The organism is Roseateles chitinivorans, from assembly GCF_002761755.1.
In the GTDB taxonomy this organism is placed as follows: domain Bacteria; phylum Pseudomonadota; class Gammaproteobacteria; order Burkholderiales; family Burkholderiaceae_C; genus Roseateles; species Roseateles chitinivorans.
This window is the reverse complement of the sequence record NZ_PEOG01000008.1, coordinates 54,452-79,747: the sequence shown is the minus strand read 5'-3', so window position 1 is coordinate 79,747 and position 25,296 is coordinate 54,452. Positions and strand designations below refer to the sequence as shown.

Below are 25,296 nucleotides of genomic sequence, written 5' to 3'. Positions count from 1 at the left end.
CTCAATCGCACGCCGCCGGAGTCGCAGGGACAGCCGCCTTGGCGACGTTCTGCGCGACCGTCACCGCCGAGCCGCTCGGCGAGGTGACGGTGATGTACACGGTCCCGGACGCTGTGGTGTCCGCGAACTTCACATCGATCGACGCGCCGGTGGGATAGGAGGTACTCGGCGTGGTGGCGCCGGCCTGCACCGTGACCGTCAGACCATCGCTGCCAGTTGCCGTGACCTTGCTGCCGGCAGGCATCGGGTTGAAGGCGACCGGGTTGTTGTCACTGACGAAGAAGAGGAGCGACAGGCTCGACGATCCGCCGGAGTAGACAACGCCAGTACCCACCGGAGCCACCTGACGGAGGTTGGGGCGAGCCGCTTCGTCCTGCGAATATCCCAGCCAGGTCGAGCGCTGCACGACGTTATTCGCGTCGCGGTAGTAGCCGTACAAGCCACTGTCCTTGGGTTCCTCTCCGAAAGCGCCAAAGTCAATCAGCTCGCGCTTGTCAGGGCAAACGCCGCGCAGGTTCTCCGGCGCCTTCAAACCCCACACGATGGCTGCCGTCGACGACGAGAAGACCGTCTCCACCGCGCGACGGACATAGGCCTTGCCCTGAGCTGCATCGCAGGTGTTCGGCACATACGGCGTGTAGGCGGTGAACTTGAACAGCGAGGTGGCCGGCTGCGTCAACACGTTGTTGGGATCATTCGTGCAGACGCTAGTCCCGGTACTGTCGTTCTGCTTGATGAACTGATCGGTGTTGCTGTAGTGGTTGTTGTACAGCCGATCGAGGAACACCGAGCCGAGGTTCTGGAACTGCTCACCGGCGTCGTAGACGTTATTGCCGTTCTGATCGACGAAGGATTCTTCGCCGAGGGCATACGCCAGCACCGTGACCCGGCCGTCCGCAGGACGCGGTTCCGACGAGACAAAGTTCGACGTGGCGCGGGAGATGCCGTTGGAATCCTTGGCCGTGAACACGGTGTTCACAACCTGGCCGGCTTCGGAGACGAAGTTGATCGCCGTGCCGTCCGGCACCGGGTTGCCAAGGCGGTCGGACGCGATGATCGAATAGGTGTTCGCCGTGCCATCACGGCTGCCACCTTCGATATTGATCGTCCCTTGGGCCAGCGAGAAGTTGAGCTGGGAAGGCAAGCCGACCGCGATGGACAGCGCGCTGGACACGGTCGAGATCGACGTGCCCTTGAGTGTGGCGGACACTCGAACCGGCGTCGGCACCGTGCCGGAGTTGACGCGCACCACCACGTCGCCGTTGTTGTCCGTGTTCTTGGTGATCGTCGTCTGCGTCGCCCCGTCCAGCGTGAGGCCACCCGACCAGATGTTGGCAGTCAGATCGATCGGCTGGTTCGGCACGCCATTGCCGCTGGCGTCGACCAGGCGGAACGACACATTGGCGAATTCGGTATAGCCGGAGCCCTTCAGGTAGATCGTCTGCGTCGCGTTGCTGGTGGCCTGGATGCTTTGCGCCGAGGGCTTGCCCAGGTTCAGCGACAAGGACTGCGTGGCAGCGCTGCCGGCGATGGACGCCTGGTAGGTATCCGTATTCTGGAAGCTGCCGCAACTGTTGTCGCGGAAGCGGAAGGTCGCCACGCCGGTGCTCGTCGTCACCGAGCTGGCAGGCGTCAAGGTTCCTCGGCCAGCAATGACACAGGCCGAGGTCAGCGACACATTCACCGGAGTGCCGATCGCGGACGACGACAGCGCGACGGTCAACGTGGTTTCCCCATTGGGCGGAAGCGCAGGCAGCGTGAGATCGGAAGTCAATGACGTGATCGTCACGTTGGTCGCCGCCAGTTGGAAGCCGCCAGTCGCCGTCACGTTGGCGTTGTTGACGCTTGCCGTCGCGGTAATCGTGTCGGCGCCGGTACTGGTAGCACTCGCCGGGGACAGCGTCACAATCGCGTCGCCGCTGTCATTGGTCAGGGCCGAGGCCGGCTCGAATTTCCCGAGGTTGCCTGCGGTGGTGAATGTCACGACCGTGCCGGGGATCGGCGCGCCAGTAGCGGTCCGAAGCGAAGCGGTGACCGTGGCCGGCGCGTTCGCGGTCACCGTGGACGAAGACAACGCCAAGGTCATCGTCGGCTTGGTGACCGGCGTGGTCGTGCCGCCGCCACCGGTGCCACCACCACCGACCACCGGGGTACCTGCATCGCTGCCGCCGCCACCACCGCCGCAAGCGGCCAGCACGGCCACCATCGTGGCCGTCAGCATCAGGCGGGCGGCGCCGCGCGTCATCCCGTTGCCGGCGCCGGCCACTCGTTCGATTCGCTTCATGTCTTGCTACTCCTGCGTCCGCAGCATTTGTTCAGGCCGCGGCATCCTCTCTGATATGCGCTCGCGCCGCCGGCCCTTTCCGGCTCTTGTGGCGGCATTTCTCACGCGAACGCCCTTTGGTTCATGACGGCCGTTGCCGCGAAGCGGCGCCGAGGCGCCGCCGCGATCAGCGCGTGGCCGTGACGCGATCGCTCACCACCTTCGGCGTGATGAAGATCAGCAGTTCCGTCTTCGCCGAACTGCGCGACTTGTTCTTGAACAGGTTGCCCAGCAGCGGGATATCGCCCAGGTACGGGACCTTGTTCTCGGTCTCGAGATCTTCCTGCGTGTAGATGCCACCGATCACCACCGTGCCGCCGTTCTCCACCAGCACCAGCGTCTGCACATGCTTGTTGTTGATCGCATAGCCCTGCGGGGTCAGCGTGCCGCGGCTGTCCTTGTTCACGTCGACCGTCAGGATGACGTTGCCTTCCGGCGTGATCTGCGGCGTGACTTCCAACTTCAGCACTGCCTTCTTGAAGGTGATCGAGGTGGCGCCGCTGGAGGTCGACTGCTGGTACGGAATTTCCTCGCCCTGCTCGATCAGCGCCTTGGTCTGGTCCGCCGTCACGACGCGCGGGCTCGACACCACCTTGCCTCGGCCATCGGCCTCCAGCGCGGAGATCTCCAGGTTCAGGAAGCGGTTCGCCGTGGCGCTGAACAGCGACAGCGCGAAGTTGGCTGCCGTCGCACCGCCGAAGGCGTCACCCGAGACATTCGCCGGCAGGTTGACGAACTGCGAGTCGTTGTAGTTGTAGCTCGTCTGCTGGTTGGTCTGCGAGCCGACCGCCGAGTAGTTGCCCCCAATCGTCACGTAGTTGCTGCCACCGACGTTGTAGCCTGGAATACCGCCCTGCCGGCCCCGCAGGTCGGAGGCGCCCAGCTTCACGCCCAGTGCGCGACCGAATTTGTCGTCGGCTTCGACGATGCGGGCCTCGATCAGCACCTGCCGCACCGGCACGTCGATCTTGGCGATCAGGGCCTGGATCTCTTCCAGCTTCGAGGGGATGTCGCTGACGAACAGCTGGTTCGTGCGGGTTTCCCAGATGACGCTGCCGCGCGGCGAGAGGATGCGCGACGCGTTCGCGTTGCTGCCACCCTGGTTGTTCTGCCCGGTCAGGCCCTTGGCCACTTCCTCGGCCTTGGTGTAATTCATCTGGAAGGACTGCGTGCGCAGCGGCTCCAGTTGGGCCACGGCCTGCTTGGCCTCGAGTTCAGCCTTTTCCTTGTTGGCCAGCTCTTCCTTCGGCGCGATCCACAGCACGTTGCCGGACTTGCGCAGCCCCAGGCCCTTGGCCTGCAGGATGATGTCCAGCGCCTGATCCCAAGGCACATCCTTGAGTCGCAGGGTGACGTTGCCGGTGACGGTGTCACTGGTCACGACGTTGAAGTTGGTGAAGTCAGCGATGACCTGCAGCAGCGCGCGCACGTCGATGTTCTGGAAGTTCAGGCTGAGCTTGTCGCCGCTGTAGCCCGGGCCTTGCGTCAGCTTGTTCGGATCCACCTTCTGCGGACGCACTTCCAGCACGAACTGGTTGTCGCTCTGATAGGCGCTGTGCTCCCACGCGCCCTTGGGCGTGACGACCAGGCGCACCCGGTCCCCTTGCTGGGTCGCGGTCACCGTCTGCACAGGCGTGCCGAAATCGGTCACGTCCAGCTTGCGGCGCAGACGCTCCGGCAGCGCGCTGCGCAGGAACTCGACCACCAGGTTCTGCCCCTGTTGCTGGATGTCCACGCCGACCTGGCTGCTCGGCAGGTTCACGACCACGCGGCCCGCGCCATCGTTACCGCGACGGAAGTCGATGTCCTGGAGCGCTTGCGTGGTCGCGTTCTGGCTCGGCGCGAAATGCACCGGCTCGGTGGTCGCTGCCGCGGGGCCGGCCGCGGCAGCCGTCGCGGGCGACGGAGCGGCATCCAGGAAGATCAGCAGCGAGTTGTCCTGCAACTGCGCGCGGTAGGTGCTCGCCTGACGTAGATTCAGCACGACGCGGCTGCGATCACCGGCCTGCGCCACATTGGCGGAGCGCATGTTGCCGGAGTTGATCTCGACCGCGTTACGGCCCATGCCGTTGGAGACGCCCGGCAGGTCCAGCGCGATGCGCGGCGGTGCTTGCACGGCGAAGCCGCGCGGCAATTCGGTCAGCGGTTTCGCCAGCTCGATGCGCACGATGTCGGCGCCGCCCTGCTGGGTCGAACTGATCGACCGAATCATGTTCTGGGCCCAGGCCTGCACCGGCATCAGCACCGCCAGGCTCATTGCGCAGGCCAGCGCTTGCCAGCGCCTGGCGCGCCCTGCTCGTTCCCTCGTCTGGACGCTCATCGAAGCGTTCTCCACAACAGTGTTCTTCATCGTCCCTGCTCCTGAAGCTGGAGAGTACTGGTGCGTTCAATCCATTCGCCCGCAGCGTCCTGGACGACTTCTCGCAACGTGATTTCGGTTTCGCTGATCTTGGTGATGCGACCGAAGTTCTGGCCCAGGTAATCACCGACCCGGGCTTGATACAGCAGGTTGTCGACACGCAGCAGCGCATACGGACGCCCCTCGCGCGATACGCTGCCCACCATCGCCATGCTGTCCAGCGGGAAGGCTTCCAGCGGCTCACGACGGCGCTTCATCTCGGCCGCCAGCAGTGAACTGGGCTGCGCCGCCTCGCGCCGCAGCGCGACCGTCAGCTTCTGCGTGCTGAAGGGGTCCACCACGGCCAGGGCCTCATAGCGCTGGGGCTGGAAAGTCTTCGGCGGCGTCAGAGGTTTGACGGTCGGGCGCGTCTGCTGGCGCTGCTCGTCCATCCATTGCTGCAGTTCGTCGGTTCCGGCGGAGCACCCCGCCAGGGCGGCGCCGACCAGCATGAGACCCAGCAGGCCCCGTGTGCGGTCGGAAGAGCGAACGAGGCGCATCATTTCTTCTTCTCCGCGGCCGCCGCAGCCTTCTTCTGCTCCGCGACCTCGTTGGGGTCGAGGTAGCGATAGGTTCGCGCGGTAGCTTCCATCGTCAGGGTCGCGTTCGTGTCGGTGCGCGGCGGCGCGTTCTGCCCGCCGGTTGCGACCGGCGCAGCGATCGACATGTCGTGCAGCGTCACGATCCGGGACAGGTTGGACACGTCCGCGGTGAACGAACCGATGTCGTGATAGCGACCAGTCACCTTGATCGCGATCGGCTGCTCGGCGTAGTAGTCGCGCATGACGATCCCGCCCGGGCGGAACAGCTCGAACTGGAGCCCGCGGCCCAGTCCGGCCTGGTTGATATCCGACAGCAGCGCATCCATCTCGGCCTTGCCGGGGAGTTGCTTCTCAAGCTGCAGGACGTACTCCTCGACCTGACTCTTCTGCTTGCGCAACTCCGGCAGATTCACGGCCTGCGTCAGCTTGTTGTTAAAGTCTTCCTTGAGATGCGGTTCCTTCTCGCGCTCGGCGTCGAGCGCGGACTGCTCGTCGGAAAGCACTGCGAACCAGCCCAGCACGACGGTGAGCAGCGCCACCACGATGAACGACACGTAGCGAGGCGCCGGCGGCCACTGGCCCGGCTCCTGCATGTTCAGGTTCTGGAACTGCCCGGAGAAGTCCGCGAACCAGGCGTTGAGGTCCAGGTTTTTCAACGTTGCCATGGGGTCCTCACGACTTCTTCGGCGGCGTGGCGCCAGCGCCACTGGCGGCGCCGGCAGCGGCTTCGGGATTCGCGCTCTTGATGCCGACCTTGATCGAGAAATCGTAGAGACGGCGTGGATCGCGAGGATTCACCGGCGCGGCCTTGATCTCGACGAGGTCCGGCGCCTCGACCCATTCGGCGCGGCTGAGGTTGCGCAGCATCTCCGACACGCGCTCATTGGAGGCGGCCACGCCGGCGATGACGACGACCTTGTTGGTCTGACGCACCGACTGCAGGAACACCCCTTCCGGCGTGAACTGGGCCAGCTCGTTGAGCAGGTGAACCGGTGTGTTGCGGTCGCTCTGCAGGTTCTCGACCGCACGCTGGCGGGCGCGCAACGCCTCGATCTCGGCGCGCAGCGTCGCGATGTCCTTGATCTGCGTGTCGAGCTTGGTGATCTCGGCCTTCAGATAGTCATTGCGCTCCGCCTGGGCGGCGGTCAGTTGTTGCAGGAGCAGGTAGATGAATGCGGCGATCAGCAGACCGACGACGAAGGACATTCCCAGCCCGACGAAGAACGCGGCCTTGCGGCGCTTGCGCTTCTCCTCGCGGTGCGGGAGCAGGTTGATCAGAATCACTGAAAGAACCTCCGCATGGCGAGGCCGCAGGCCGTCAAGTACGCAGGAGCTTCACGGCGCAGCTTGGACTCCCGCACCGCGGACCCGAGCACCATGTTCTCGAACGGGTTCACCACCATGCAGGCGAAGCCCGTCAGTTCTGTCACCCGTTCCTTCAGACCCGGCAGCGTGGCAGTGCCGCCGGCGAGCATCACGTAGTGAACCTTGTGGTGCGGGGTGCTGGTGAAGAAATACTGAAGCGCCCGACCGATCTCCTGGGACAGGGAATCGACGAACGGCGTCAGCACTTGCGGCTCATAGTCATCTGGCATCTCGCCGCTGAGCTTCTTCTGCTCCGCCTCCTCGAACGAGAAGCCGTACTGGCGGGAGATCAGCTGCGTCAGTTGTGAACCGCCGAAGGCCTGGTCGCGGTCGTAGAGCATCTCGTCATCGCGCAGCACCTTCAGCGAGGTGGTGTCGGCGCCGATCTCGAACAACGCGACCAACGCATCCTTGCCCTCGTTGGGCAGCGTCTCGACCAGGCGCCCCACCGCCATCCGCGATGCATGCGACTCGATATCCAGCACGACCGGCTTGAGGCCGGCAGCTTCCGCGAGCGCCTGGCGATCCTGCACGCGATCCTTACGGGACGCGGCAATCAGGACCTCGACGTCGCCGACGGACGTGGGGCTCGGGCCGATGACACAGAAGTCCAGCGACACCTCGTCCAGCGAGAACGGGATGTACTGGTTGGCTTCGGCCTCGACCTGCAGTTCGAGCTCTTCCTCGCGGAGCCCTGCAGGAAGCATGATCTTCTTGGTGATCACCGAGCTCTGCGGCATCGCCAGCGCGGCCTGCCGCGTGCGGCTGCCACTGCGGGTGACCACTCGCCGGACCGCGTCCGCCACCTCGTCGAATTTCTCGATCTGGCCGTCGGTAATCCAGCCCTTTTCAAATGGCTCGGTCGCGAAACGTTCCAAAACGTATTCGCCACTCGAGTTTTGACTCAATTCCACAAGCTTGACGCTGGACGATGAGATGTCCAGGCCAATCATGGGTGGATGCGCACGTCCGCGCAGTAGATCCAACAGCCCCATGATGCGTTCCCCCAACGCGCCGCTCATGCGCCGGTTTGTTAATAAGTTACTTGAATGCTATCAGCAAAGCCTTTGTCGCCCCAAGGCAAAGCGGTCACAGCAAGTAACGCAGCGTTGCGTAACATACACGCCACCGAGGGGTGGTAAAGCGTCGAAAAATGACCTTTCGACTCCCCATTCCGCACGGTTTCGCGCCAGATTCCCGCTTTGCCCAATTTCGCTCCGGACCACCTTGTGAGGGATGTCTCGAGGGGGCTGAAAAGGCAGCCGCGCAGTGTCCGCGAAAGTCTCGACAACTCCTGTAACAGTCAAGAGAGGTGATCCAGGACGCGCCGGGCCTGCTTCAGGGCCGTTCCTATAATCGCCGCTCGCGGCCCGCATCGTCACCCGTAGAGGCCCTGATAGGGCGCGGCCAGGCAAGCAAGATTGCACACTCCGGCCCATGCCCTCGAAGCATTCATCCGACAACGAACCTTCCTTCGACGCCCCCTCCGACCCCGGCAAGGGCGCCGCGTCCAAGCCTGACAAGGGCGGTGCCCCCCGCAAGAAGGCCAAGGGGGGAGACAAGCCCCGCCGTCCGTGGTTCGTCCGGGCACTGGGATGGCTGGTCGGCCTGATCCTTGCCGGCGTGGGCGCGGTGGTGCTGCTGGTCGGCATGGCACTGGCGATTGCCTACCCGCAGCTACCCGACATCAGCGGCCTGACGGACTATCGACCCAAGTTGCCGCTTCGCGTGCTGTCCAGCGAGGGCCAGTTGCTGGCTGAGTACGGCGAGGAGCGCCGCAGCTACTCCGACATCCGCGAGATCCCCAAGGTGATGCAGAACGCGATCCTGGCCATCGAGGACGCCCGCTTCTATCAGCACGGCGGCGTGGACTACCTGGGCGTGATACGGGCCGGCTTGGCCAATGTGAGCGAGTCCAAGAGCCAGGGCGCGTCCACCATCACGATGCAGGTGGCTCGCAACTTCTACCTCTCCACCGAGAAGACCTTCACCCGCAAGATCTACGAGATCCTGCTGGCGCTGAAGATCGAGAGCGCGTTGCCCAAGGAGAAGATCCTCGAGATCTACATGAACCAGATCTTCCTGGGACACCGGGCCTACGGGTTCGCGGCGGCCAGCGAGGTCTATTTCGGCAAGCCGCTCAAGGATCTGTCGATCGCCGAGGCCGCGATGCTCGCCGGGTTGCCGAAAGCACCATCTGCTTACAACCCGATCAACAATCCCCGCCGAGCAGTGTTGCGCCAGCAATACATCATCGACCGGATGCTGGAGATGGGCTTCATCACGCCCGAGCAGCACGCCCAAGCCAAGGCCGAGAAGCTGCGCATCCGTCCACCGCAGGAAGCGGCCAGCCACGCGGAGTACGTGGCCGAGCTGGCCCGCCAGCTGATCTTCAGCCAGTACGGCGACGAGGCCTACACCCGCGGGTTGAACGTCTACCTGACGCTGCATGCCGACGAGCAGGAGCGCGCCTACCGAGCGCTGCGCCGCGGGATCATGGATTACGAGCGTCGGCAGGTGTATCGCGGTCCAGAGGCTTACGTGGACCTGCCGGCAGACCCCAAGGAGCTGGACACCCGGATCGCCGAGGCGCTCTCCGACCACCCAGCCAACGACGAGTTGCTCGCGGCCGTGGTGCTGGAAGCCAGTCCCAAGCAGGTCGTGGCGGCACTGCAGAGCGGTGAGTCGGTGACGATCACCGGCGAAGGTCTCAAGCCGGCGACCTCCGGCCTGTCCGAGAAGGGCAATCCGAAAACGCGCATCCGGCGCGGCGCGGTCATCCGGGTCATCAAGCTGGTCAAGAACAACAAGGACGAGTGGACGATCACCCAGTTGCCGGAAGTCGAGGGCGCGATGGTGGCGCTCAGTCCGAAGGACGGCAGCGTGCGCGCGCTGGTGGGAGGCTTCGACTACAACAAGAACAAGTTCAACCACGTCACGCAAGCTTGGCGGCAGCCCGGATCGAGCTTCAAGCCCTTCATCTACTCGGCTGCGCTGGAGAAGGGTTTCAACGGCGCGACCATCGTCAATGACGGCCCGCTGTTCTTCGACGCCACGACCACGGGCAGTCAGCCCTGGGAGCCCAAGAACTATGACGGCCAGTTCGATGGCCCGATGCCGCTGCGGCGCGCGCTGGCCAAGTCCAAGAACATGGTGTCGATCCGGGTGCTGCAGTCGGTGGGCGTGAAGTACGCGCAGGACTGGATCACTCGCTTCGGTTTCGATGCCGACAAGCATCCGGCCTACCTCACGATGGCCCTCGGTGCCGGTTCAGTGACGCCGATGCAGATGGCTCAGGCTTATTCGGTCTTCGCCAACGGCGGCTACCGGATCGCGCCGCAGCTGGTGCAACGCATCACCGACCACGCAGGACGCGTGCTGTATCAACAGCAACCGAAGCCCTTCGAGGATTCGCAGCGCGCGATCGAGCCGCGCAACGCCTTCCTCATGGACAGCCTGCTGCAGGAGGTCGCACGCAGCGGCACGGCGTCGCGCACGCAGGCCACGCTCAAGCGTCCCGACATCTACGGCAAGACCGGCACGACCAACGATTCGATGGACGCCTGGTTCGCGGGTTTCCAACCGGACCTGGTCTCGGTCGTCTGGATCGGCTACGACCAGCCTCGCAAGCTGGGCGATCGCGAGACCGGCGGCGGTCTGGCGCTGCCGGTGTGGATTGAGTTCATGCAGTACGCGCTGCGCAACACGCCGGTCCAGGAAATCCAGCCCCCCGAAGGCGTGGTCAACGTCAACGGCGAGTGGTTCTACGACGAGTTCACCAACAACAACGGGGTGAAGGCGCTTGGCAACGAGGAGCATGTGCCGACATCCGGCACCGAGGAAGAGAAGAAGAGCATCCTCGACCTCTTCAAGCGCTGAACGGCCCAGCCGTCCACTCGTGCGAAGGCGCCCCGCGGGGCGCCTTTTTCATCGGGCATTGCGCCCCCAGGTTGAGGACTGCTATCAGACGCCGATGAACTTCAGCGCCTTGCCACCGTGGTGCGAGGCTTCTTCGGACAGACGGGCGAAGAACTCCCGGCCGTCCTTGGTGTCGAGCCAGTGGCCGTCGATGAACTTGAAGTGGTAGCCGCCGCGACGTGATGCGAGCCACAGCTCGTGTAGCGGCGGCTGGGTGTTGACGACGATCTTGCTGCGATCCGGGAACTGCAACTCCAGAAGCCCGCCGGTCCGATGCTGGTCGACGTCGATGATGTCGTCGTCGAGCCAGGCGTCGATCGTGGATTCGATGCTGGCCAGCACGGCGTCGGTGCGGGCGTCGTATTCGGCATCGGTCAGCGGGGTGGCGGTCATGTGCAGCGGGAGGCGGACTCGCTAGACTGCGAGCCCATGAAGAACGTGAAGACGCGAAGTGTAGGCGCAGCCTGCACACCCCCTCGTCGCGGTACCCCCAAGGCCATGACGACCTTGATGTTGTGCGCCGTCGCCGTAGCCCTCACCGCGTGCGGCCAGAAGCGCCCACTACAGCTTCCTCAGCACGCCAAGCATCCGCCCTCGGCCGCCAGCGCTCCCGCACAGCCTGCCGCTTCCGCCGCCAGCGCCCCGAACTGATCCCATCGCCCGCCCTCGCCCCGCGAAGTCCTCACCCGCCGTCCTCGTCGAAGTCCTCGTTCTCACGCCGTGGGCAGGGCCGGGGCCGGCGACGAAGTCGTGCCGTCCATTCTGACCAGGCGCGTTCTGTCTGACCAAAGCGAGCCGCAGGCGAGCGGCGGGAGTTGAGCGCCCGAGGCACGACGGGAGTCGCCGGCCCCGGTCCTGCCCACGCCGCTCCACCGTCCGAAGTAGGAGGTTTTCAGATCCTCCCCTCCTCCACCGCATGGCAGGCGACCCGCACGCCCTTGATTTCCAGCAGCTTCGGCCTTTCCGCGCCACAGCGCGCATTCGCATGCGGGCACCGCGGATGAAAGCTGCACCCGCTAGGGGGGTTGAGCGGATTCGGCACCTCCCCCTGAACGGGCGTCCGCGACCGTCCCGACATGTGGATGTCGGGAATCGCGTCGAGCAGCATGCGCGTATACGGATGGCGAGGCGTCGCGAACAGTGAGCGCTTGTCGGCCTGTTCCACCAGTCGGCCGAGGTACATCACGCCGACCTGATCGGCCACGTGCCGCACCACGGCGAGGTTGTGGGAGATGAAGAGGTAGGTCAGCCCCTGCTTGCGCTGCAGGTCTTTCATGATGTTGAGGACCTGCGCCTGGACGGAGACGTCGAGTGCGGAGGTCGGCTCGTCGCAGACGAGGAATTCCGGCTCCGTGGCCAGTGCGCGGGCGATCGAGATGCGCTGCCGCTGTCCGCCGGAGAACTGATGGGGGAACTTCTCCGCGTCTGCCGGAGAGAGGCCCACGGACTGCAGCAACTCGCCGACGCGGCGCTTGAGCCCGTCGGCGTCGCGCACCAAGCCGTGCTCGCGTAGCGGCTCTGCGACGATGTCCTGAACTTTCCAGCGTGGATTCAGGCTCGCATACGGATCCTGGAAGATCATCTGCATCCGGCGCCGCAGCGCCAGCGCCTTCGGACCTTTCAGCGTGGCGGCGATGTCCTCGCCATCGAAGCGCACCTCGCCCTGCGTCGGCGTGTACAGGCCGACCAGCAAACGGGCCACGGTGCTCTTGCCGCATCCGGACTCGCCGACCAGCGCAAGGGTGCGGCCCTTCTCGATCGTGAAGCTGACGCCGTCCACCGCATGCACGAACTGCCGCGGCTTGCGCTCGACCACGCGGTTCAGCCATGGGGCCGACACGTCGAAGACCTTGGCCAGATCGCGGACCTCGACGAGCGCGGAGCCTGGCGCTTTCGTCGATCCCTTGGCATCCGACACCTGGGACGCCTCCGTCATCACCGTCATGCGACATCTCCCTGCACGGTGGTCAGGTCCGTGGCGTGCAGCCAGCAGGCCGCATCGGTCGCCGCGGCCTTCATCAGTTCAGGGCGCTGCCGATGGCAGCGATCGAAGGCCCGCGGACAGCGCGGATGGAAGGCGCAGCCGGTCGGGATCGCAGTGAGACGAGGCATGGCGCCGTCGATCTGCACCAGTCGCTCGCGGTCTTCGTCCATCGCCGGGATCGAGCCCATCAGGCCGGACGTGTAGGGATGACCGGGGCGATGGATCACCTCCTGCACCGGACCGATCTCGGCGACGCGCCCGGCGTACATCACCGCCACGCGATCGCAAGTCTCGGCGATGACGCCCATGTCGTGGGTGACCAGCATCACCGCCGCGCCCTGCTCGCGGCACACGCGCTTGAGCAACGCGATGATCTGCGCCTGGATGGACACGTCGAGCGCCGTCGTCGGCTCGTCCGCCACGATCAGCTTGGGATCCGCCGCCAGTGCCAGTGCGATCACCACGCGCTGCCGCATGCCGCCGGAGAACTGGTGCGGGTACTGGTCCACACGCGCTTCGGGCGCCGGAATGCCGGTCGCGGCGAGCAGTTCGATCGCACGGACGCGTGCCTGCTTGGGCGTCAGGCCCAGGTGCGTCGTGATCGTCTCCACGAGCTGGCGTCCCACGGTGTACAGCGGGTTCAGCGAGGTGAGCGGGTCCTGGAAGATCGCGCCGATCTGCCGACCACGGATGCGCCGCATCTGGTCGGCGGGCAGGTTGTCGATGCGCTTGCCCTCGAGGAGGATCTCGCCGCCGGCGATGCGCCCGGGCGGTTCGAGCAAACCGATGATCGCGGAGCCGGTCAGCGACTTGCCCGCGCCAGACTCGCCGACGACGCCGAGCACCTCGCCCGGCGCGATGTCGAAGGACACGTCGTCCAGCGCCAGCAGCGTGCCGCGGCGGGTTGGAAATTCCACGCGCAGGTGGCGAACTTGCAGGAGAGGTGCGGTCATGGGGCCGTCCATCGAATCGTCAGCGCAGGCGAGGATTGAGCGCGTCGCGCAGCCAATCGCCGAGCAGGTTCACCGACAGCGCGATCAGCACCAGCATCGCGCTCGGCCAGATGGTGATCCACCATTCGCCGGAGAACAGGAAGTCGTTGCCGATGCGGATCAGCGTGCCCAGCGACGGACTGGTGGGCGGCACGCCGACGCCGAGGAAGGACAGCGTCGCCTCGGTCAGGATCGCGGAGGCCACCTGCAGCGTCGCCAGCACCAGCACCGGTCCGGTGACGTTGGGCAGCACATGCCGCCACATGATCGCCAGCGGCTTGACGCCGATCACCCGCGCGGCCTGGACATATTCCTTGTTGCGCTCGACCAGCGTCGAGCCACGCACCGTGCGCGCGTACTGCACCCAGCCGGTCAGCGCGATCGCCAGGATCAGCACTGCGAAGGCGAGCGTGTCATGCGCGTCCTTGAAGACGACGCGCCCGATGCCGTCGATCAGCAGCGCGATCAGGATGGACGGGAAGGACAGCATCACGTCGCAGATGCGCATGATGAAGGCGTCGACCTTGCCGCCGACGAAGCCCGCCAGCAGCCCCAGCCCGACGCCGATGATCATCGACAGGATCACCGAGGCCACGCCCACCAGCAGCGAGATGCGCGCGCCGTACATGATCGCGGAGAGCAGGTCGCGGCCCTGGTCATCGGTGCCCAGCAGGTACTTGCTCGAGCCGCCTTCGATCCATGCCGGCGGCAGGCGTGAGTCCATCAGCTCGAGCGCGGAAAGATCGAAGGGATCGTGCGGTGCGATCCAGGTCGCGAAGAGCGCGCAGACCAGGCAGCACAGCGCGACGAAGGCGGCGACCATCGCCGTCGGCGAGTGGGTGAAGGAATGCCAGACGTCGCCATCGAAGAAGCGGCTCAGCGCATTGGGCGGTCGTGCGGCCGACGCGCCGGAGGCCGGCGAAGGGGGAAGTGAGGCAGTCATTCAGGAAGGCGGGCAGCAGGCTGTCGGATCGATGGCGAGCGGGACGGCAGCGTCCGCTCAGTGAGGCGGGAGAGGTAGGCCCTGCTCCACCAGCGCCGCGAACAGCGCGGAGCCCAGCGGCAGGATCTCGTCGTTGAAGTCGTAGCGCGGCTGGTGGAGGCCGCAGGGGCCGCCCTGCCCCAGCCGCAGGTAGGCGCCAGGCCGGGCCTGCAGCATGAAGGCGAAGTCCTCGGAGCCCATGCTCGGCACCAGTTTGTCATCGACGTTCTCGGCACCGACCAGCGACTGCGCGACGCGCACGGCGAAGTCGGCCTCGGGCGCGCTGTTGATGGTGGCGGGATACAGGCGCTGGTAGTCGACCTTGGCACTGGCGCCAAAACCCAGCGCCACCGATTCGACCAAGCGCGTCATGCGTTCCTCGAGCAGCTGTTGCACCTCGGGCTTGAAGCTGCGGACCGTGCCGGTGAGCTGAGCCATCTCGGGGATCACACTGAAGGCGCTCGACTCGCCGGCCTGCATCGAGCACAGGCTGACCACCGCTTGCTCGATCGGCGCGATGTTGCGCGACACCAGGCTCTGCACCGCGGTGATCACGTGGCCGGCGATCAGCACCGGATCGACGCTCAGGTGCGGATGCGCGCCGTGGCCGCCGCGACCCTGGATGGTGATGGTCACGCGGTCCGCCGCGGCCATCATCGCCCCGCGGTTCAGGCCGATCTTGCCCGGCGGCAGATGCGGCCAGTTGTGCATCGCGTAGATGGCCTCGACCGGGAAGCGTTCGAACAGGCCGTCGGCGATCATCTCGCGGGCGCCGCCGTAGCCCTCCTCGCCCGGCTGGAACACCAGCACCGCCGTCCCCGCGAAGCGCCGGGTCTGCGCCAGGTAGCGCGCCGTGCCGACCAGCATCGCGCAGTGGCCATCGTGCCCGCAGGCATGCATCAGGCCAGGCGTCGACGAGCGCCAGGCGAAGTCGTTCTGCTCGCGCAGCGGCAGCGCGTCCATGTCGGCGCGCAAGCCGAAGAGCCGCGGTCTGGCGTCAGGCGCGGCGCCGGGCGTGGGCTGGCCGTGGATGGTGGCGACGATGCCGGTGCGGCCCAGGCCTTGGTGGATCTCGTCGACACCGCAGGCCTTGAGCGCCTGCACGATGCGGGCCGCCGTGCGGTGCTCCTCGAAGCCGAGTTCCGGCATCGTGTGCAGCTCGCGGCGCAGGGCCACGAGCTCGCCGCGCGCCTCGAACAGCCGCTGGTAGGTACCGGCCGCGGACGCGGTGAGGTGCTCCGGAGCGTTCATGTCAATGCGCGCCGCCGCTCACGCGCAAGCGCGGGTCGACAGCGAAATACAGCAGATCGACGACAAGATTGATCACGACGAAGATCAACGAGATCAGGCACAGGTAGGCCGCCATCACCGGGATGTCGGCGAACTGAACCGCCTGGATGAACAGCAGCCCCATGCCGGGCCATTGAAACACGGTCTCGGTGATGATCGCAAAGGCAATCAGCGATCCCAGCTGCAGCCCGGTGATCGTGATCACTGGCACCAGCGTGTTCTTCAGCGCATGACCGAAGTAGATCGTGCGGTCGGACAGGCCGCGGGCCCTCGCGAACTTGATGTAGTCAGCGCGCAGCACTTCCAGCATCTCGGCGCGGACGATGCGCATGATGAGCGTCAGCTGGAAGACCGCCAGCGTGATGCCCGGCAGCAACAGGTGACGCAGGCCATCGGTCGTCAGCAGACCGGTGCTCCAGGCGCCCAGCATGACGACCTCGCCTCGGCCGTAACTCGGCAGCCAGGCCAGTTGCACCGCGAAGATCAGGATCAGCAGGATGCCGATGAGGAAGGTCGGCAGGGCGACGCCCAGCAGCGACAGCGTCATCAGCACCTGCGAGCCGAAGCTGCCGCGCCGCAGTGCGGCGTAGACGCCCAACGGAATGCCGAACACCAGCGCGATCACCGCCGCCGTGGCGGACAGCTCGAGCGTCGCCGGGAATCGCTCGGCGATCAGCGCCGAGACCTTTCGACCTTGCTTCAGGCTCACGCCGAACTCGCCCTGCACCGCGTTGCCGGCGAAATGCGCGAACTGCACGGCGAAGGATTGATCGAGGCCGAGGTCCTTGCGCAGTTGCTCGCGCTGTTCCGGCGTGGCGTCCTGACCCAGCAGGTTGTTGACCGGATCGCCGACGTACTGGAACAGCATGAAGGCGATGAAGGCCACCGTCAGCATGACGACGACGGCCTGCGCCAGGCGGCGAAGAATGAAAACCAGCATGGACGATGGCCTCCGGCGACGGCTTGGGCGAGTCGGCTCGTGGCCTGCCCTGGCACGACCTGACCCCGGAGGCAAGACGCTTCAGAAGTCAACGATCATCGAGGAGCGTCCCGCCCCCGGCAAGTGGGTTACTCCTTAACGCAGCATGAACGCGACGTCGTCCTCACCGTCGCCCGCCAACGAAAAAACCGCCCGAAGGCGGTTTCGTGAGTAGCCAACGGACGCGCCGTGCGCCCGTATGGTGGCCATCAGAAGCGATGACGCAGGCCGACCATGGCACCGCCGCGCTTGGTGGCACCGTTGGCGAAGCGGACCGCGCCCTCGGAGAAGCGGGTGTAGTCCATCTCGGCGTAAACGTCGGTGCGCTTGGAGAAGGCGTAGTCGGCCACCACGGCGAAGTAGTGGCTCTTGCCCTTCTGGGTGCTGACCACGTAATGGGTCTGCGTCGCATACCAGTAGTGTCCGCCGATGTTCAGCTGCGGCGTCAGCTGATAGGTCAAGCCGCCGGAAATCATGTCGCGCTTCTTGACGTCGTTCGCCGCGGCGTTCAGCAGACCGGGGCCCAGCAGGCCGGCGGTATAGGTGGGGCCAAGGATCGGGCCGGCATCGAACTTGTTGGTCGCCCAGGACAGGTTCGCGTACCAGGGGCCCGAGGTCCAGGCGCCGCCTGCGGTGTAGGCCTTGACCTTGCGACCGGCCTGATCCTCGACCTGCAGGTAGGCACCGCCGACAGCGATCGGGCCATCGGCATACCGGAGCAAGCCCCCAACCGACTTGTTGGGACCCGTTCCTTCGCCGGCGGAGACCTGGATCTCACCGCGGATCGGACCGGATTCGAACAAGTACTTCACCATGTTGTCCTGGCGCGCACCGAGCGACAGACCAATTTCCGGCTTGTAGGCCTCGATGTAGGGCGAGTACTTGAAGGAAGCGTAGGTCGACGTGTAGATGTCGAACAGGATGTTGTACTGGCGACCCACCGTGATGCGGCCGAAGTCAGACGACTGGATGCCGACCCACGACTGACGCCAGAAGTCGGCCGCTGCGACTTGACCAGTGTCGGAGCTCAGCCGGTGCTCGAGATTGGCGATCGCCTTGAGGCCACCACCCATGTCTTCGGTCACGTTGATGCCGAGACGGCTTTGAGACATGCCACCGGGGATCACCTGCTTCTCGGACGATCCGACGTTGGCATTGCTGGTCCAGCGCAGACCCGCGTCCACGATGCCGTAGAGCGTCACGCTCGACTGGGCCCAGGCGGCGCTGGTGCTGGCTGCCAGGATGCTCAGCGCCAAGGCGGCTTTCTTCATGTGATGTCTCCTTTGATTGGTTTGGTCGCCGTGATCGATTCTCAGCGAAGCCTTCAGATGGAGACGCGTTGTGTTGCACATCGCCCACGCGAGCAAACCCTGTCAAGTTTGTGACGCCAGGACAGAGGGAAAACCCGCAATCACTATTCACAAATTCAACAACGGTGCGTTGCGGCGACTGAGCTTGATCGAGAGAGGCAAGGCCCGACCCCCGCGCCAACCTGCGCCAACGGACCGGACAGACGAAAAAAAGCCGCCCCGAGGGGCGGCTTTCGTTGCGCAGCGCGCTGATCCGGGGATCAGAAGCTGTGCTTGATACCGACGTCCAGACCGCCCGACTTGCCGCCGCGAGCAGCAGCAACAGCGTTGTTCCCGACGCGGAAGTTGGCGTTGCCGTCGTTCTTGATGTACGAAGCGGTCGAGTACAGAGCGGTGCGCTTCGACAGATTGTGCAGGTAGCCAATCGTGAAGGCCTTCGAGTCGCCAGCGCCGTTGATCGGCGTCGCGTTCGTAGCGGACGGGGCGGTGATCAGCGCGTCAGCAGCGCTGTTCGTCGATGCCTTGCTGAACTGGGCGGTCACCGAGCCGGCGGCCGTCACCGGCACCACGGCGCCGATCGTGTAGATGTTCTGCTTGTACGACGACAGCTTCAGTTGGCTGTACAGGCCGCTGACCTTCACAACCTTGAAGTCGTACGAAGCGCCCAGCGACAGCTGCTTGAACTTGGTGTTCTGCGTGTCGGTGGTCTGGTAGCCGCCGGCGACGTTCAGGTCACCCGCCTTGTAGCCCAGACGGCCGCCGTACATCTTCTTGCCTTGGGCGCCTTCACCGGCAGCCACGTCGAACGAGCCGTACACACCGCCCAGATCGCTCGGCAGGAAGTACTGGACCAGGTTGTCGGCACGGTTGTTCGTGTCGTACAGGCTGGTGCCCAGGCCGAAGGTCGAGTACAGGCGGGTCACATCGCCCAGACCGGTCGTGGTGTAGACGTCGAAATCGTCGACCACCAGACGGGTCGAGGTCTTGCCACGGCCCAGACGGACTTCACCGAAGTCGCCCATCAGGCTCACGGAAGCGCGGCGGCCCCAGAAGCGGGTGCTGTCGGCGGTGCCGCTGTCGGCGGACAGGGCGGCTTCCAGCCAGAAGCCAGCCTTCAGGCCGCCACCCAGGTCCTCGACGCCACGGACGCCAAGGCGGCTGGAGCTGCTGCCGTCGTTCGACAGCTGCTTCGTGTCCTGGCCGTTGGCCTTGGTGTAACGGGCGGCCACGTCGATCACGCCGAACAGGGTGACGGACGATTGAGCGGCAGCAGCACCGGCGAAACCAGCCAGCACAGCCAGCGCGACGAGAGATTTCTTCATTAGAGACTCCTAGATCTTCAATGAGGTCGCGGTCGGTAGATCGTCCGCAAACCAAGCTCCTGCAATGAAGCTGTGGTGTATTGCAACAGGTCCGATCCCGCCTGACCAGCAGCCACCCCGTAAAAGTCCTGATTTCGTTGGTCCGAAGCAACGCGTATGAGGTTAAAAAAATGTGTCATCAGGCATTCGCACAAAGGATCAGACAGCGCCCGGGAATCGCTTGACGCTGCCCTTCTAAACTGCAGCCTCATTTGCCACGGTAGCGCTCAAGATGCAATTTCAGACCCGACGCCCGGCGCGCAGTTTCACCCGCATGGACGCGTGGATATCCACGCTGGACCAAAGCCTGAAGACGCTGGCAGGCATCGCGCCGATGTCACGACCGGCGCCGCAGGCGGCCGCCCCGGACGAGGCGCTCGACGAACAGCAGCGTCGGCTGTCGGCTTCGCTGATGCGAGTCAATCACGTCGGCGAGGTCTGCGCCCAGGCCCTCTATCGCGCCCAGGCACTGCGGACCCGCGACGAGCAGCTCCGGGAGCACCTCCAGCACGCCGCCCAGGAGGAGATCGACCATCTCGCCTGGTGCGCGGACCGCCTGCGTGCCCTCAATGACCGCCCGAGTTTGCTGAATCCGCTCTGGTATGGCGGCGCTTTCGCGATCGGCACGGTCGCTGGGCTGGTCGGCGACAAGGTCAGCTTGGGCTTCGTTATCGAGACGGAACGCCAGGTCGAAGCCCACCTCGCCAGCCACCTGGAACGCCTGCCCGACGGGGACCACAGCTCCCGGGCGATCGTTGCCCGGATGAAGGAGGAGGAGGCGCGCCATGCCGAAGAAGCCCGCGACCGCGGCGGCATCGAGCTGCCGGCGCCGGTGCGGGGCCTGATGCGGATGGCCGCCAAGGTGATGACTCGAACCGCCCATCACCTCTGACGCTCCAAATGGATAGCACGAGGAGCGCGCCACGTGCGCACTCCTCGTGCCTCATTGGAGGGGCCATCGGGGGCATCACGCCTCGACAATCTCCACAGATGTCGTGATCTCCGCCGTCTTCGCCAACATGATGCTGGCGGAGCAGTATTTCTCGTGGGACAGCTGGACCGCTCGTTCGACGGCCCCTTCCGGCAGCCCCTTGCCGGTGACGACGAAGTGCATGTGAATCTTGGTGAACACCTTGGGATCCGACTCGGCGCGATCGGCGCTCAGCTTGACCTGACATCCCCGTACATCATGCCGGCCGCGCTTCAGGATCAGCACGACGTCATAGGCGGTGCACCCGCCGGTGCCGGCCAGCACCGTTTCCATCGGCCTGGGCGCCAGGTTGCGGCCACCGCCGTCCGGAGAGCCGTCCATGTTGATCATGTGACCGCTGCCGGTTTCGGCGATGAAGCTCATCCCTTCAGCGCCCATCCAGTTGATCGTGCATTCCATTCGTCATTCCTTGGTTCGATGGGCTGGGCCCAGTCGGGCGCCTCCGGCACCCTGACCCCATTTTTTCGACCACCGCGCCGTTGCGGCGATCGACTCTGGCGGTGATTTTGCGCATTTAGAGGCCCGACTCCAGGGTGGAGGCCCTCGAAAAATATTGCGGCGCAACATGCATCGCCCTAGAATTCTAGGCATGCGACAGCGCTACCCCGACTTGTGGGGTCAGCCCCGCACCGGTTGTCTCCTCCACCGCCTCCATGGTGGATTCAGCCCGAGGCCACAAGCCTCGGGCTTTTTTTCGCCCATCGACAGCCCGGCATGGCCGCAAGGCTCGCTCCTCCAATCGCGAAAGCGCGCCGACGCGGCGCAGCCGGCGACCCGCCGCGATCCGGACAAACCCTCGCTATCATCGTCCGCCCGACGGCTGGCGCGTCCCGCGCAGTCAGGGCAACTGGAGGGAATTCCATGGCCGGCACCCGCCGCGCATCGCGCAAGACCACCCCGGAGCGCCCATCGGCGCAACACCCGGCGTTACTCCCCGCGGATCAGAGTTATCTGCAACGGATTCTTAACGCGAAGGTGTATGAGGTCGCGCAGGAAACTTCCCTCGACGCCGCCCGCAATCTCTCGAAGCGCATCGGCAACAAGGTCTGGCTGAAACGCGAGGATCAGCAGCCGGTATTCAGCTTCAAACTGCGTGGTGCCTATAACAAGATGGCAAATCTCGCGCCTGGGCAATTGGCCCGGGGGGTGATTTGCGCTTCTGCGGGGAATCATGCGCAGGGCGTGGCCCTGTCGGCGAAGAAACTTGGCTGCCGCGCGGTGATCGTGATGCCGGTGACCACGCCGAAGGTCAAGATCGATGCGGTCCAGGCCCTGGGCGGCGAAGTGGTGCTGGCCGGAGAATCCTTCACCGACGCCTATGAACATGCGCTCGAACTGGAGCGCGAGCAGGGCCTGAGCTTCGTCCATCCCTTCGATGACCCCGACGTCATTGCCGGCCAGGGCACCATCGCGATGGAGCTGCTGCGCCAGCACCCCGGTCCCATCGACGCCATCTTCGTGGCCATCGGCGGCGGTGGCCTGATCGCCGGCGTGTCGGCCTACATCAAGGCGGTGCGACCGGAGATCAAGATCATCGGTGTCCAGACCAAGGATTCCGATGCGATGGTGCGCTCGGTGCGTGCCGGCAAGCGCGTCGCGTTGAGCGACGTCGGGCTGTTTTCCGACGGCACCGCGGTGAAGCTGGTGGGCGAAGAGACCTTCCGCATCTGCCGCGAGCTGGTGGACGACTATGTGCTGGTCGACACCGACGCCGTCTGTGCCGCGATCAAGGACGTCTTCGTCGACACGCGCAGCATCCTGGAGCCGGCCGGCGGACTGGGTGTCGCCGCGATCAAGCAGTACGCGGCGCAGCACGGGACCAAGGGCGAGACCTACGTGGCCATCACCTGCGGCGCCAACATGAACTTCGACCGGCTGCGTTTCGTGGCCGAGCGCGCCGAGGTCGGCGAAGAGCGCGAGGCGCTGTTCGCCGTCACCATCCCGGAAGAGCGCGGCAGCTTCCGCCGGTTCTGCGAGCTGGTCGGCGGCCGCAGCGTCACCGAGTTCAATTACCGCATCTCGGACCGGAACGAGGCGCATGTGTTCGTCGGCGTCTCCATCGCCAGGCGGGAGGAGGCCGACAAGCTGGCCCGCAGCTTCGAGAAGCACCGTTTCCCGACGGTCGACCTCACCGACGACGAGCTGGCGAAGCAGCATGTACGCCACATGGTCGGCGGCCGGACCGAGCTCGCCGAGAACGAGCGCCTGTTCCGCTTCATCTTCCCCGAGCGGCCCGGCGCGCTGATGCGTTTCCTCTCCAGCATGAGCCCGGACTGGAACATCAGCCTCTTCCATTACCGCAACCAGGGCGCCGACTACGGCCGCATCCTCGTCGGCCTGCAGGTGCCCAAGCGCGACGGCAAGGCGTTCAAGACCTTCCTCGACCAGCTGAACTATCCGTACACCGAGGAAACCGACAACCCGGTCTACCGCCTCTTCCTGCGCTGAACCGGATTGGCGCGTGAAGCGGCCGTGATCGTGCGGGCGGCCGGCCCGCGGCGGTGATGGCTCGACACCACCCGCTGCCCCACGGACAGGGGGCAGGCGACGAGCGGCGGGGCAATTGCCGATGGCCGCCGCGCGACGCGGCCTGAGAATGGCGGTCCCCATGTCCACTCATCAGTCCCTCATCTCGCCGACAGCCAACCCGGAGCTGGAGCGCGCCCTGCGCCAGCGCCTCGAGCGCCGCTGCGCGCTGGCCGGCCGGCTGGGCGAACTCGAGCCGCTCGCCGTGCGGCTGGGCCTGATCCAGGCCACGCAGACGCCCAAGTTCCGTGATCCGACGCTGGTGCTCTTCGCCGCCGACCACGGCCTGGCCGTCGACGGCATCGCCCTGCCCAATGGCCGCAGCACCCGCGAGCAGGCGCTCCTCGCGCTGCAGCACCGGCTACCCGCCACCGTCTTCGCGCGCAACCAGGGCATGCATGTCACCGTCGTCGACTGCGGCATCGCCGAACCGCTGAGCCCGCAGCAGCGCCTGCTGGCGCGCAAGATCGCGCACGGCACCCGCAACTCGCGCGCCGGACCGGCGATGACGCTGGACCAGGCCCATGCGGGCGTGCGCGTCGGCATGGAGATCTCGGACAACCTCGCCGGCAACGTGATCGCGTGCGCGGGCCTCGGACAGGGATCACTGGAAGCCTCGGCGCTGGTGCTGTCCCGCCTGATGGACATGCCGGTGCAGGACTTCGTGATCGCCGGCCCGGACATGCCGCACGAAGAACTCTCCCACCTGATGCTGGTGCTGCAGGGCGCGCAGGCCCGTCACCGGGACGTTCAGGAGCCGATGGCCGTGCTGGCGGCATTCGGCGGCTTTGAACTGGCGGTCATGGTCGGCGCGATGCTGGTCGCCGCCTCCAAGCGCCAACTGATCCTGGTCGATGGCATTCCGGCTTGCGCGGCGCTGAAGGTGGCCTCGATGATCGCGCCGCCGGTGACCGACTACGCCGTCTTCTGTCGCAGCACCACCCATCGCGGGCTGGACGAGGCCTTGCAGCTCTTCCACGCTGCGGCGCTGCTCGAACTGGGCATGGAATGCGGTGACGGGACCGGCGCGACGCTGGCCTGGCCGCTGGTGCGCTGCGCGGCGGCGCTGCTGACGGAAGTGCAGGACCTGCCCGAAGGCTCGATCCACAGCCGGCCGTCCGACCTGCGCGAGACCGGCTCGAGCGCGCCGGGTGCCCTGCCCTCGGGCGCCGGTCGATCGACGCTGGGCAGCAAGTACTGAGCCCCGGCTCGCGCCGGTCCTACTTGGTGGGGTTGGCGCTGCCGTCGCCCGGCGCTGGCTGAGGCAGCGCACCGCCGATGGCCGTCGGCGGCACGATCCCTTCGGGCCCCGGCCCGCCGGCCTGCGGATGACCGGGGTGCGACCCGAATTGCGGCGGCGGCATGGCGCCCGGTGGCATCTGGCCCGGCAGCGCTTCGGCGCCGGCAGCGCCGGGCGCAAGACTCAGTCTCACCGTGACCGCGTCGCCAGCGCCGAGACCGACGTCCCGCCGGTTGATCTCGATCAGCTTGAGGTCGCCATCGACGACCTGTCCCACGCGCACCGGCTTGGGCAAGCCGCCGGCGACGACGATCAGCGCAACGCCTTCGCCTGGATGGCGGGCATTCATCGAGGGCGCCACGACGCCCAGCAACTGGTAGCGCGAGGAGGCGGCTTCGACCGGCGCCTCCGCGGCCTTGGCGGCGGCGAACAGGCGGGTCCAGTCGGCAGGCGCGCCGTCGGCGATCGCCGGACGCGTCATCGCTGGCGCCTGAGGGCCCTTGGCCATCAGCATCAGCGCCCAATACGCGAGGCTGGCCGCCAGCAGCGCCCAGACGACGAAGCTTAACCATCGTGCATGCATCCGACGATTATGATGCAGCGCGATAGGCCGCCGAGGGCGGCTCCGCGAGGATTCCCACACCATGCGCCGACCCCTGTCTCCGCGCCGCGCGCGCGGCTTCACGCTCATCGAACTGATCGTCGCCATCACCATCGTCGCCGTCATGGGCGCGGTGGTCGTTCCCGCGGTGATGAACCACGTCTCCGAAGCCCGCCGCACCGCGGCCCGGTCCGACGTGAACACGCTGATGCAGGCGCTCAAGCTCTACAAGATGGACAACGGCCGCTATCCGAGCAGCGAGCAGGGCCTGGGCGCCCTGGTGACCAAGCCGACCAACGGCCCGGCCGCGCCCAACTGGAAGGTCTACATCGAGAAGCTGCCCAAGGACCCCTGGGGCAATCCTTACCAGTACGACAACCCCGGCCTGAAGGGCGAAGTCGACGTCTACAGCCTGGGCGCCGACGGCAAGGCCGGTGGCGAAGGCAACGACGCCGACGTCGGCTCCTGGGAGTGAGCGCACGGGTCGCCGCGCG

The 25,296-nt window shown here is 65.9% G+C and carries 22 protein-coding genes; 6 read left to right on the top strand and 16 right to left on the bottom strand.

Translation table 11 applies throughout. From position 1 onward, the window contains the following. Position 1: 1 nt before the first annotated feature. The 6 genes from CS062_RS03315 to CS062_RS03290 all read right to left on the bottom strand — a co-directional run bounded on the left by CS062_RS03315 (position 2) and on the right by CS062_RS03290 (position 7,623). The gene (locus tag CS062_RS03315) at positions 2 to 2,284 is read right to left on the bottom strand and encodes an Ig-like domain-containing protein (protein ID WP_099860040.1); all 2,283 of its coding nucleotides are present in this window, start codon (positions 2,282 to 2,284) and stop codon (positions 2 to 4) included. 166 nt (positions 2,285 to 2,450) lie between these two features. Further along, complete coding sequence (locus CS062_RS03310) at positions 2,451 to 4,643, bottom strand: type IV pilus secretin PilQ (RefSeq protein WP_199174162.1); 2,193 nt, start codon at positions 4,641 to 4,643, stop codon at positions 2,451 to 2,453. Positions 4,644 to 4,669: 26 nt separating this feature from the next. After that, complete coding sequence (locus CS062_RS03305; protein ID WP_099860038.1) at positions 4,670 to 5,221, bottom strand: pilus assembly protein PilP; 552 nt, start codon at positions 5,219 to 5,221, stop codon at positions 4,670 to 4,672. Continuing rightward, the gene (locus CS062_RS03300) at positions 5,221 to 5,928 is read right to left on the bottom strand and encodes a type IV pilus inner membrane component PilO (protein WP_099860037.1); all 708 of its coding nucleotides are present in this window, start codon (positions 5,926 to 5,928) and stop codon (positions 5,221 to 5,223) included. The genes CS062_RS03305 and CS062_RS03300 overlap by 1 nt, the downstream gene beginning before the upstream one ends. A gap of 7 nt (positions 5,929 to 5,935) precedes the next feature. Next, positions 5,936 to 6,547, bottom strand: a complete 612-nt coding sequence (locus CS062_RS03295; RefSeq protein ID WP_199174158.1) for a PilN domain-containing protein — start codon at positions 6,545 to 6,547, stop codon at positions 5,936 to 5,938. After that, entirely contained in the window at positions 6,544 to 7,623 is a 1,080-nt protein-coding gene (locus CS062_RS03290) for a pilus assembly protein PilM (RefSeq protein WP_091731533.1), read from the bottom strand. The genes CS062_RS03295 and CS062_RS03290 overlap by 4 nt, the downstream gene beginning before the upstream one ends. A gap of 442 nt (positions 7,624 to 8,065) precedes the next feature. Between CS062_RS03290 and CS062_RS03285 the strand changes: the two genes are divergently transcribed. Then, positions 8,066 to 10,507 carry a penicillin-binding protein 1A gene (locus CS062_RS03285; RefSeq protein ID WP_099860036.1) on the top strand — a complete coding sequence of 814 codons (2,442 nt, stop codon included), beginning with the start codon at positions 8,066 to 8,068 and terminating at the stop codon, positions 10,505 to 10,507. Positions 10,508 to 10,591: 84 nt separating this feature from the next. Here the strand turns inward: CS062_RS03285 and cyaY are convergent, their stop codons facing one another. Then, entirely contained in the window at positions 10,592 to 10,939 is a 348-nt protein-coding gene (gene cyaY, locus CS062_RS03280) for an iron donor protein CyaY (protein WP_438270448.1), read from the bottom strand. On the opposite strand from cyaY, the gene lptM reads away from it, so the two are divergent. Continuing rightward, the gene (gene lptM, locus CS062_RS27360) at positions 10,820 to 11,197 is read left to right on the top strand and encodes an LPS translocon maturation chaperone LptM (protein ID WP_368372846.1); all 378 of its coding nucleotides are present in this window, start codon (positions 10,820 to 10,822) and stop codon (positions 11,195 to 11,197) included. The genes cyaY and lptM overlap by 120 nt on opposite strands. 241 nt (positions 11,198 to 11,438) lie before the next feature. Here the strand turns inward: lptM and CS062_RS03275 are convergent, their stop codons facing one another. The 7 genes from CS062_RS03275 to CS062_RS03245 all read right to left on the bottom strand — a co-directional run bounded on the left by CS062_RS03275 (position 11,439) and on the right by CS062_RS03245 (position 19,405). Continuing rightward, positions 11,439 to 12,464: an ABC transporter ATP-binding protein gene (locus tag CS062_RS03275; RefSeq protein ID WP_438270447.1), complete on the bottom strand. Its 1,026-nt coding sequence runs from the start codon at positions 12,462 to 12,464 to the stop codon at positions 11,439 to 11,441. A 23-nt stretch (positions 12,465 to 12,487) separates the two neighbouring features. Continuing rightward, positions 12,488 to 13,483, bottom strand: a complete 996-nt coding sequence (locus tag CS062_RS03270; RefSeq protein WP_099860035.1) for an ABC transporter ATP-binding protein — start codon at positions 13,481 to 13,483, stop codon at positions 12,488 to 12,490. A 19-nt stretch (positions 13,484 to 13,502) separates the two neighbouring features. After that, entirely contained in the window at positions 13,503 to 14,465 is a 963-nt protein-coding gene (locus tag CS062_RS03265) for an ABC transporter permease (RefSeq protein ID WP_099860034.1), read from the bottom strand. A 57-nt stretch (positions 14,466 to 14,522) separates the two neighbouring features. Beyond that, positions 14,523 to 15,755: a M20 aminoacylase family protein gene (locus CS062_RS03260; RefSeq protein WP_099860033.1), complete on the bottom strand. Its 1,233-nt coding sequence runs from the start codon at positions 15,753 to 15,755 to the stop codon at positions 14,523 to 14,525. A 1-nt stretch (position 15,756) separates the two neighbouring features. After that, the gene (locus CS062_RS03255; RefSeq protein ID WP_099860032.1) at positions 15,757 to 16,734 is read right to left on the bottom strand and encodes an ABC transporter permease; all 978 of its coding nucleotides are present in this window, start codon (positions 16,732 to 16,734) and stop codon (positions 15,757 to 15,759) included. 248 nt (positions 16,735 to 16,982) lie between these two features. Then, the gene (locus tag CS062_RS03250; RefSeq protein WP_099860031.1) at positions 16,983 to 18,044 is read right to left on the bottom strand and encodes a porin; all 1,062 of its coding nucleotides are present in this window, start codon (positions 18,042 to 18,044) and stop codon (positions 16,983 to 16,985) included. A gap of 299 nt (positions 18,045 to 18,343) precedes the next feature. Beyond that, positions 18,344 to 19,405, bottom strand: a complete 1,062-nt coding sequence (locus CS062_RS03245) for a porin (RefSeq protein ID WP_099860030.1) — start codon at positions 19,403 to 19,405, stop codon at positions 18,344 to 18,346. A 313-nt stretch (positions 19,406 to 19,718) separates the two neighbouring features. Between CS062_RS03245 and coq7 the strand changes: the two genes are divergently transcribed. Continuing rightward, entirely contained in the window at positions 19,719 to 20,336 is a 618-nt protein-coding gene (gene coq7 / locus CS062_RS03240; protein ID WP_099860029.1) for a 2-polyprenyl-3-methyl-6-methoxy-1,4-benzoquinone monooxygenase, read from the top strand. A gap of 75 nt (positions 20,337 to 20,411) precedes the next feature. On the opposite strand, the gene CS062_RS03235 is transcribed toward coq7, so the two are convergent. Next, on the bottom strand, positions 20,412 to 20,834 hold the full coding sequence (locus CS062_RS03235; RefSeq protein ID WP_099860028.1) for an OsmC family protein: 423 nt from the start codon (positions 20,832 to 20,834) through the stop codon (positions 20,412 to 20,414). A 462-nt stretch (positions 20,835 to 21,296) separates the two neighbouring features. On the opposite strand from CS062_RS03235, the gene ilvA reads away from it, so the two are divergent. Both ilvA and CS062_RS03225 read left to right on the top strand, forming a co-directional pair. Further along, entirely contained in the window at positions 21,297 to 22,883 is a 1,587-nt protein-coding gene (gene ilvA, locus CS062_RS03230; protein WP_099860027.1) for a threonine ammonia-lyase, biosynthetic, read from the top strand. 160 nt (positions 22,884 to 23,043) lie between these two features. Further along, positions 23,044 to 24,162: a nicotinate-nucleotide--dimethylbenzimidazole phosphoribosyltransferase gene (locus tag CS062_RS03225; protein ID WP_099860026.1), complete on the top strand. Its 1,119-nt coding sequence runs from the start codon at positions 23,044 to 23,046 to the stop codon at positions 24,160 to 24,162. A 19-nt stretch (positions 24,163 to 24,181) separates the two neighbouring features. On the opposite strand, the gene CS062_RS03220 is transcribed toward CS062_RS03225, so the two are convergent. Next, complete coding sequence (locus CS062_RS03220; RefSeq protein ID WP_099860025.1) at positions 24,182 to 24,784, bottom strand: hypothetical protein; 603 nt, start codon at positions 24,782 to 24,784, stop codon at positions 24,182 to 24,184. A gap of 61 nt (positions 24,785 to 24,845) precedes the next feature. Here CS062_RS03220 and gspG point away from each other — a divergent pair, with 61 nt between their 5' ends. Continuing rightward, positions 24,846 to 25,277: a type II secretion system major pseudopilin GspG gene (gene gspG / locus CS062_RS03215; protein WP_099860024.1), complete on the top strand. Its 432-nt coding sequence runs from the start codon at positions 24,846 to 24,848 to the stop codon at positions 25,275 to 25,277. Positions 25,278 to 25,296: the final 19 nt, after the last annotated feature.